General features: G+C 67.5%; 5 protein-coding genes and 1 pseudogene. 5 read left to right on the forward strand and 1 reads right to left on the reverse strand.

Going from position 1 to position 6,739, the window contains the following annotated elements:
- Positions 1-407: pseudogene (locus tag FVW20_RS04250) on the reverse strand (response regulator); the annotation flags it as partial.
- A gap of 393 nt (positions 408-800) precedes the next feature.
- Between FVW20_RS04250 and FVW20_RS04255 the strand changes: the two are divergent.
- From FVW20_RS04255 to FVW20_RS04275, 5 genes are all read left to right on the forward strand, one after another.
- Positions 801-1,913 carry a glycosyltransferase gene (locus FVW20_RS04255; RefSeq protein ID WP_196608430.1) on the forward strand — a complete coding sequence of 371 codons (1,113 nt, stop codon included), beginning with the start codon at positions 801-803 and terminating at the stop codon, positions 1,911-1,913.
- Between the two features lie 78 nt (positions 1,914-1,991).
- Positions 1,992-3,344, forward strand: a complete 1,353-nt coding sequence (locus tag FVW20_RS04260) for an O-antigen ligase family protein (RefSeq protein ID WP_231038853.1) — start codon at positions 1,992-1,994, stop codon at positions 3,342-3,344.
- Positions 3,341-4,426, forward strand: a complete 1,086-nt coding sequence (locus FVW20_RS04265) for a glycosyltransferase (RefSeq protein WP_196608432.1) — start codon at positions 3,341-3,343, stop codon at positions 4,424-4,426. Before FVW20_RS04260 ends, FVW20_RS04265 begins: the two co-directional genes overlap by 4 nt.
- 96 nt (positions 4,427-4,522) lie before the next feature.
- On the forward strand, positions 4,523-5,653 hold the full coding sequence (locus FVW20_RS04270) for a glycosyltransferase (protein WP_196608433.1): 1,131 nt from the start codon (positions 4,523-4,525) through the stop codon (positions 5,651-5,653).
- Positions 5,654-6,739, forward strand: a 1,086-nt coding sequence (locus FVW20_RS04275; RefSeq protein ID WP_196608434.1) for a glycosyltransferase family 4 protein, incomplete at its 3' end; no start/stop codon positions are given.

The raw sequence follows: 6,739 nt of genomic DNA on the forward strand, positions 1-6,739 counted from the left end.
TCCGGCGTGCGACCGCCCAGGGTGGACGAAGGGGGCACGGGCGCCGCGGCGCGGCGCGGCGCGGGCAACGCCGCCACCACCTTCTCGAACAGCAGCGGTTCAAGCCAGTAGTCGCGGGCGCCCAGTGACAGGCACCGTTCGGCCTCTTCCGCCGAGCCCTTTTCGGCAAACACGATGACAGGGGGAAACGCGGAGTCGTCAGCGCCCACGGCGAGCAGGTCGTCCACCTTGTATCCGGGCAGGCTGGGCCGTGAAAAGATCACGGCCGGGCCGGACTTGCGGATGAAGGCGGAGGCACCCTTGAGGTTCTCGGCAATGCCGACCTCGAACCCCGCATCGCGCAGCTTGGGGAAGATTCGGGTCACGGCGGTGGCCGGAGCGAGGAATAGTATGCGCCGGGCGGACATTTGCACCTTGTACCCGCAACCTTAAGCTTTATCAACTGAAGGAACACGGGTGGCGCCGATTGCGCCCCATGGCTTCCCGCAACAGGCAAAGGCAAGGGCGGCATGCGCCTTCGCCCACAGTGAGGGTTCGCCCCCCTGCCCCTGCAAGGGCATCGCAAACTCCCGCACCCTGCCGTGCCTTGGTAATCCTTGACCATGCGACAGGCTGCGAGTAGGAGCTTTCAGCATTCGCCCCTCCGCGCGGAACGGGCTGCCCCGCGAAAGCGCCGCCTCGAACACGCGGTTGTTGCGGGCCTTGCGCATTCATCGGCAGGCATGACGTCAGGTGCGTTGGCCGAACACGACTGGCAGGCGCGCCGCAACGCCCCGGAACCCTCAGCCGGAAGCATCAGGATGAAGATCGCCTATATCGTCGGCGGACTGCCCTTCGGCGGCGTGGAAACGTGGTTGTGCGACCTTGCGGCGGAATATCGTCGCAGCGGTCTTGCCGAAGCACGCATCTTCAACCTGTCCGGCACGGGCGAAATGCATGGCCGCTTCGTCGAGCAGGGGCTCGACGTGCGCTCCGTGGGTTCCGGCATCCGCGCCATCGCCTCGCACAGGCTGGACACCACGTTGCGCCTGCGCGCCATGCTGCGCGACTACGCCCCCGACGTCATCCACACCATGCACATCAGCGCCAATCACCACGGGCGCCTTGCCGCGCTGGGCCTGGGCATTCCCGTGGTCACCCACCTGCACAACGTCAAGCGTGAAAAACGGCTGCACCGCAGGCTTTCCGACAAGCTGCTCTCCCACGCCACCACCGCGTACCTGGCGGTATCCAGGGCCGTGGCCGACGTGGTCGCCGCCGACCACAACCGGGCGGGCAGGCCGGTGCAGGTCTTCTACAACGCCATCGACCCGAAACGCTGCGACATGCCGCCGCTGGACCTGAAGGCCGCCTTCGGCGTCTCCGCCCCGGTCATCCTTTCGGTGGGCCGGTATGTGCGGCAGAAGAACCTGGACCTGCTCATCCGGGCCGTGCGCATCCTGCACGACCAGCACATGCCCGCGTCGCTGGTGCTGGTGGGCGAAGGGGTGGAACGCCCCCGTCTGGAGGCGCTGCGCGACAGCCTGGGCCTTGCCGGGCATGTGGTGCTGACGGGGTTCCGCCAGGACGTGGCCGCCTTTTTCCGCGCGGCGGACATCTTTGCCATGCCCTCGGATTTCGAGGGCTTTCCCATCGCCCAGATGGAGGCCCTGTACTGCGGCCTGCCGTGCGTGGTTTCGCGCCACGTTCCTTCGCTTGAGGTGGCGGCCGAGGCCTCGCTGGTGTGCGAAACCGAACCCGGCGACATCGCGGCCAAGCTGCTTTCCATCCTGCGTGACGACACGCTGCGGGCCCGGCTTTCCGAAGCCGCGCATCGGGTGATCGAACCGCTCACCATGCCGCGCTACGCGGAACGCCTGCTGGCCTTCTATACAAACCTGCTGGCGCAAGACCTTGCCGGGCAGGCCCGGTAACCCCCTCACCTACGCACGCCTGCCGCCATGCACATGCAACACTTCCAGCAATCCGCCGGTTGGGGTATGGGATCCCACATGTTCAACATCTGCCCCCGCATCACCGTGCCCCGCGTGGCCGCCGCCCTGCGCGTCTTCCGGGCCGCCCCGGACCCGCAAAAGGCGGAATGGGCGCGTACGGTGCTGTTCTGGCTGTTCTGGCTGTCCGCAATCACCTTTTCGATGGGGCAGGCATTCCGGGAAGCCGGTCCCATCCTCTGCCTGGCCGCCCTGTTCGCCTATCATTACTGGGGGTACCGGCAATCCACCCTGCGCCGCTTTCCGCTCAAGTGGCTGTTCGTGGTCTTTTACGGCCTGATCTGCGTCAAGACCGCCCTGTCGCTGGACCCGCGCCAGAGCCTTGTCTACGTGTTGCCCAACGTCTGGAAGGGCTTCGCCCTGCCCTTTGTGGCCATGGAATGCGCGCGCGACATGCGCGACATGCGCCGCCTGGTCTGTGCCTTCGCGCTGGCGGCCATCTTCCAGGGGCTGGACGGCGTCTACCAGCACATCACCGGGCACGACCTCATCAAGGGCACGGCCATCATGTATGGGCGCCTCACCGGCTCCATGTCCACCTACCGCGTGGGCGACTACATGGCGCTGATCCTGGTGCCCGCCTTCGGCCTGTGGGCCATGCTGCCCCGAACCCGCTCCGCATGGTGCAGGGCCGCCGCCGTAGTGCTGCTGCTCTCGCCGGGCATCTACCTGTGGATATTCGCCCAGGCCCGCAGCGGCTACCTTGGTGTCGCCGCCGCCCTGTTCCTGCTGTGGTACCTGTTCACGCGCCCGAAGCCCGTGTACCTGCTGGTGCCCGTGGGCATCGGCATCCTGGCCATGCTGTTCGGGCCAAAGCGCATCACGCTGGAAACCGCCATGCGCGACGGGCGCATCGAGTTGTGGGACATTGCGTGGCAAGTCATCCAGGCCCGCCCCCTGACCGGGTGGGGCATGGGCATGTTCGGCCCGGCGTTCAAGGCGCTGGGACTGCAACCGGTCATCAATTCATCAAGCATTCAGCACCCCCACTCGGTGTACATCCAGTTTCTGGTGGACACGGGCGTGGCGGGTTTCGTCATCGCCATGGTCTTTCTGTTCGGCATGCTGGCCTGGGGGCTGCGGCGGATACACCGCAACGTCCCGCGCCCCGGCGCCACATACGACATGTGGACCATGGCGGCGTTCTTCCTGGCCGGCTGGCTGTGCTACCTGGTGGAGGCGCTGTTCGCGCACGACTTCCTGCGCACGTGGTGGATGGCCGTATCCATGGGCCATCTGGGCGTAATGATCGGCGCCGTCGTCAATGCCGCCACCAATGCCGGCAACAATGCCGCCTCCCCCCTTGCTTCACCCGTGGGCGCACCATCCCGCGAAACCCGGAACCTCTCATGAACATCGCTTTCGTCAACAGCACCCGCAAATGGGGCGGCGTGAAGACCTGGATACTCGATTTCGCCGAACGGCTCTCCAGCTACGGACATGACGTGCGCGTCTACGGACGCCAGCAGGCCTTCGTGGACGAGGCGAAACGCCGCGTGGGGCATGGAGAATCCGCCACGTTCGGATTCGACCTGAACCCGGCCACCATCGCCTGGTTCCGCCGCCGGTTCAGCGAGCACCGCACCGATGTGGTGATCACCAACATCGGCAAGGACCTTGCCACCGCCGGGGTTGCCGCGCGCCTGCTGAACATTCCCGTGGTCCAGCAGATCGGCCTGCCCGGCGACATTCCCCACCGCCTCAAGACACGCCTGCTGCACGCCTGGATCGCCCCCAGGTTCCTTTGCTCGTGCCAGTACATAGCCGACGGATTCCTGACCAGCCTGCCATACCTGCGGGCAGAGGACCTGCACGTGGTGCTCACGGCCAAGCGGGTGGCCACCGGGCCACTGTCCGTTTCCACGCCCCGGCGGCTGGTGGCCACGCAGCAACTGAACCCCGACAAGGGCCACGAGACGCTGCTGCGCGCCCTGTCCAGCCTGGACATTCCCTTCGAACTGGACGTGGCGGGCACCGGCTCGCACGAAGCGTACCTGAAAGATCTTGCCGTTTCGCTGGGCATTGCCGACCGCATCCGCTGGCACGGCTTCACCACCAGGGTGCCGGAACTGCTGGAACGCGCCGACGTGTTCCTGCTGGCCTCGCTGAGCGAAGGCCTGCCCAACACCCTGCAAGAGGCGCTGGCCCAGGGGGTGCTGCCCGTGGCCCGCGACGTGGGCGGCGTACGCGAGGTATACACCCCGGAACTGCTGCCCTGGCTGCTGCCCTATGCCGCAGGACCGGCTGAATTCGCGGAAATGCTGCGCAAGGCGCTGACCCTGCCGGATGAGAAGCTGCTGGAAATGAAGCACGCCGCCCGCCAGGCATGCGCCGCCCGCTGCGAGCTTGACGGCAAGGCCCGCGAACTGGAAGCATGGCTGGCCGATCTGACCGCCAAGGCAGGCCAGACTGGCCAGGCACGCTCCGCCTCCTGACGCCACTTGCACCTGCGGCATGCCACGTATCCGGGTGTACCGTGTACCGCACCCCAAATGCCCAACCCCCGGCCCCTCGCCGGAAGTATCCCGTCCATGCACACGCGCCCCGTCGTCTTTCGCCTGACCAACAGCCTGCACTACGGCGGCGTCGCCTCGCGCTTGCGGGCCGTGCTGCCCCTTCTGCTCGACGAATTCGAGGTGCACGTGGTCACCTACCGCACGCCGGGCGCCTTTGCGCCGGAACTGGCCGACAAGGGAGTGCGGGTGCACCACCTGCCCATCCCCACCAAATGGAGCCCCGCAGGCATCGCCCGTCTGGCGCGGCTGCTGCGCGGGCACGGCGCTTCGGTGCTGCACAACCACTCCTTTTCCGCCAATGTCACCGGTGCGCTGGCCGGGGCGCTGGCGGGCACGCCCGTGCGCATCGGACAGATCCACACGCTAAAAAGCCACTGGTACGAAAATCCCGCCCACCGCGCCAAACAACGCATCGAGGAAATGCTCATCCACCGCACCCTGTCCACCAGGGTGCTACATGTCTCTCGCGAGAGCCGCGACTACTTCGCGGCCCAGATGCCCCTTGCGGCCGCCAAGTTCGAGGTACTGCACAACGGGGTGGACTTTTCGGCGCTGGCCCCGCGCAAGGACGCCCGACAACTGCGGGCCGAACTGGGCATTCCGCCCCAGGCGCGCGTCATCGGCAACGTGGGGCGCATCACCGGCTGCAAGCGGTTGGACATGCTGCTGTCCATGGCCGCCAAGGCCCTGGCCCGGAACCCGGACATGGTCTTCGTCATCGTGGGGGGAGAGGCGGGCCACGCCGAAGGGCTGCTCCGCCAGGCGGCGGAACTGGGCATTGCCGACAAGGTGATCTTCCCCGGTGAAACCCCGCACCCCGGCGACTACTACAACATCTTCGACGCCTTCCTCTTCACCTCGCCTCCAGGGTCCGAAGGCATGCCCGGCGCGGTGCTGGAAGCGGCCTCGTTCGGCATGCCCATCGTGGCCATCCGCACCGACACGCTGGAAGAAATGGCCGAATGGTACGACGGTTTCCGCTTCATCACCGAAGGCTGCGACCCCGCACACGAACTGGCCGCCGCACTGGCCGCCCCGCGCCCCGACCCGGCCCGGCTGCGCGCACATTTTTCCATCCAGGCCATGGCCGACCGCACCCGCGCCCTGTACCACCGCCTGCTGCAACACCCCACCCCCCGCACGTAAATGCGCATACTTCTCGTCACCTCGTCTTCCACCCGCAGCGGCGGCGCCCGCCAGGCCCTGTACCTTGCCGAAGGCCTGATCGGACGCGGCCATCAGGTTATATTCTTCACCCCGTCCGGTTCAACGCTGCGCACCCTGTCGGACACCATGCCCTGGGCCGACCTGCCCGAATCGCCCGGCAAGTGGAAGGACGCGCTGGAGGCGGCCATGCCCGCGCCGGGCCACGGCCCCTGCATCGTGCAGGCCTTCCACAACAAGGCCGTGAAACGCCTGGCCTGGCACGGGCTGTTCTGGCGGCGGCGCGGCGTGGTCTGCGTGGGCTACCGAGGGGTGGTCTACCGCCCCGGCAACCCGCTGACCTACTGGTCGCCTGGGCTGGACGCCTTCGTGGCCAATTCGCATGCCTGCGCCAAGGTATTGCGCGGCATGGGCGTGGGGGAGCGACGCCTTGCGGTCATCCACAACGGCATTCCCGCCGCGCGGCTGGTGCCCCGACGCGGAGCGGACGCCGTGAGCGCGGAACTGGATATGCCCGCAGGCTCCACGCTGCTTGGCTGCGTGGCCGGAGACAAGGACGTGAAGGGCGTGGCCCCGCTGCTGCGAGCCTTTGCGCTGGCTTGCGTCCCGCACGGTGCCCAGCACGGTGGGCCGGACAGCAACCAGAGCGGTGAGCAAACCGACGGCACGCCCGCCAGCGGCACCCCGCATCTGGTCGTGGTGGGCGTCACCCCCAGTCGCTGGCAGCCGCTGTGCTCGGAACTGGGCATCACGGACCGCGTCCGGCTGGTGGAACACAGCAACTGCGTGGCCGATTACCTGCAACTGCTCGATGCCTTCGTGCTGCCCTCGCTGTCCGAATCCATGCCCAACACCCTGCTGGAGGCCATCTGCTCCGGCCTGCCGGTCATTGCCTCGCAGGTGGGCGGCGTGCCCGAACTGGTACGGGGCAACGGCCTGCTGGTGCCGCCCGGCGACGTGCCCGCGCTGGCAAGCGCCCTGACCACAGTCTTGGGTGATGCCCGGCTGCGCGCCACCTGGGCCGAGGCCAGCCGCGCCATCGCGCCGGGCTTTTCCCCCCACGCGCGC

Origin of the sequence: Nitratidesulfovibrio oxamicus, from assembly GCF_015731765.1 — a bacterium.
In the GTDB taxonomy this organism is placed as follows: domain Bacteria; phylum Desulfobacterota; class Desulfovibrionia; order Desulfovibrionales; family Desulfovibrionaceae; genus Cupidesulfovibrio; species Cupidesulfovibrio oxamicus.